The sequence below is a fragment of the Streptomyces sp. NPDC031274 genome, assembly GCF_055570235.1.
Genome location: NZ_JBVIHP010000141.1, coordinates 1 through 1,823, shown reverse-complemented (window position 1 = coordinate 1,823; position 1,823 = coordinate 1). Strand labels below are relative to the sequence as shown.

Here is a 1,823-nt window from a genome sequence, read left to right as displayed (position 1 = left end):
ACCTGCTCCCCAAGAACCTCAAGGACGAGAACGGCGACAAGATCGAGCGCGGCAAGGAGAACGGCACGACGGACACCGTCGGCCACGGCACGCGCGTGGCGGGCATCATCGCGGCCCGCCCGGCCAAGGGCACCGGTTTCGTGGGCCTGGCCCCCGACGCCACGCTGATCCCCATCCAGCAGAACGACGCGGAGGGCCACGGCGACACAGAGACTCTCGCCCAGGCGATCGACTACGCGGTCGCCGCGAGGGCGGACGTCATCAACATCTCCCAGGACACGGCCAACGCCGTGGAGCCGGCCCCGATCCTGAAGCAGGCGGTGAACAGGGCACTCGCGCGCGGGAAGGTGATCGTGGCGTCGGCCGGCAACGACGGCCTGGGCGGCAACGTCAAACCGACCTACCCGGCCTCCTACGAGGGCGTATTGGCGGTAGCGGCATCGGACCGCAACAACGAACGGGCCGCGTTCTCCCAGTCGAGCGAGGCCGTGGGCGTGGCAGCCCCCGGCGTGGACATGATCTCGACGGTCCCGGGCGGCGGCCACTGCTCGGACAACGGCACAAGCTTCTCGGCCCCGTACGTCGCAGGAGTGGCGGCCCTGATCAAGTCCAAGCACAAGGACTGGACACCCCGCCAGATCACGGCCCAGATCAAACAGACGGCAGAACGCTCGGTGGCGGGCCACGACAGGTTGGTCGGCTGGGGAGTGGTGGACCCGGTCCGAGCCCTGACGGAGGACGACCACCCGATCGAGACCCCGAGCGCCGAGGAGGGAATCACCCGCGCGAAGGCCCCGACTCCCGCTGACCTCCACCTCGGTGAAACAGCGGAAGAACGAACGGCCCGCATCGCCACGTACGTGGCTGTGGGGGCGGGGGTTGTGGTGGCGGGGCTTGGTGGGGCGGGGGTGGCTGTGCGGGACTGGCGGCGGCGGGGGCGGCGGGATCTGGGAGCCAGGTAGGCCGTGGCGCGGATTCGTGTACGGCTGCACGCCATGGCCTCTTAATCCGGCGGCGCCCGTCTCACTTTCGGACGCCTAGTTCCAAGCCGTGCTCCCGGAGCCGATGCCGTGCGCCTGGGCAACATACGGGCAGTAGCCGCTGGAGAGCCGGACGTGGTCCCGGACCTCGGCCGCTACGAACCCCAGGCCAGTTCAGTTCAGCACTGTCGGGATGAGGAAGGAGTACGTGAGGTTCTTGGGGCAGAGCCAGTCACGGCCCAAACCCCAGACGTTGGAGCCTTCCCGCCGGGGTCCTCGCTCAGCGGGTTGCGTTCGCCCAGGGCAAGGCAACTCTGGCCGTCCGGGCACCCTGTCGACACGTCAGGGTATTGAAGGCTGGCAGCCCTCAAACCCCCTCTCAGCCCTTCGCGGAGGCGGGGATGGTCGAGGGGATCTTGGGCTTGTTGGTGCAGTTGAAAGCGTCGGCCATCACCTTGGCGGAGTGCATCAGATGTTGGAGGTGGGTGCGGGGGCTGGGGTCCGTGGTGAGGTTGTCCGTCATGTGCCCTTCCAAGGGGACTTCATTCAGCTGGGACCCGGGGCTTCCGGGTACTCCACACCTGACGTAGACGTAGTACTGCATCTCGCCGAGGAGATGGTGTTCCCAGTAGGCCAGCTTCACATCGGGCCCGACGCTGATCGCGGTCCTCTTGGTGTCGCGGTCGTTCCCGGGGGATCTCCCGAAGTCGTAATTGAACGGAAACAGTGATGGCCCGTATGAGATAGAGAGGGATTTGTCGCCATACTTTGACGTAGCTCGCTTCGCCACACATGCTCTTGATGAGTTGAAACGCAGTGGTTCGTACTCCTTCGGCGCCTCCA

At 66.6% G+C, this 1,823-nt stretch carries 1 protein-coding gene and 1 pseudogene; one reads left to right on the top strand and one right to left on the bottom strand.

What is annotated here, in order from left to right; genetic code table 11:
- The coding region (gene mycP, locus ACZ5CR_RS44325) for a type VII secretion-associated serine protease mycosin (RefSeq protein ID WP_468869086.1) at window positions 1–962 on the top strand (962 nt) is incomplete at its 5' end.
- Between the two features lie 397 nt (window positions 963–1,359).
- On the opposite strand, the pseudogene ACZ5CR_RS44320 reads toward mycP, so the two are convergent.
- Window positions 1,360–1,823: pseudogene (locus ACZ5CR_RS44320) on the bottom strand (hypothetical protein); the annotation flags it as partial.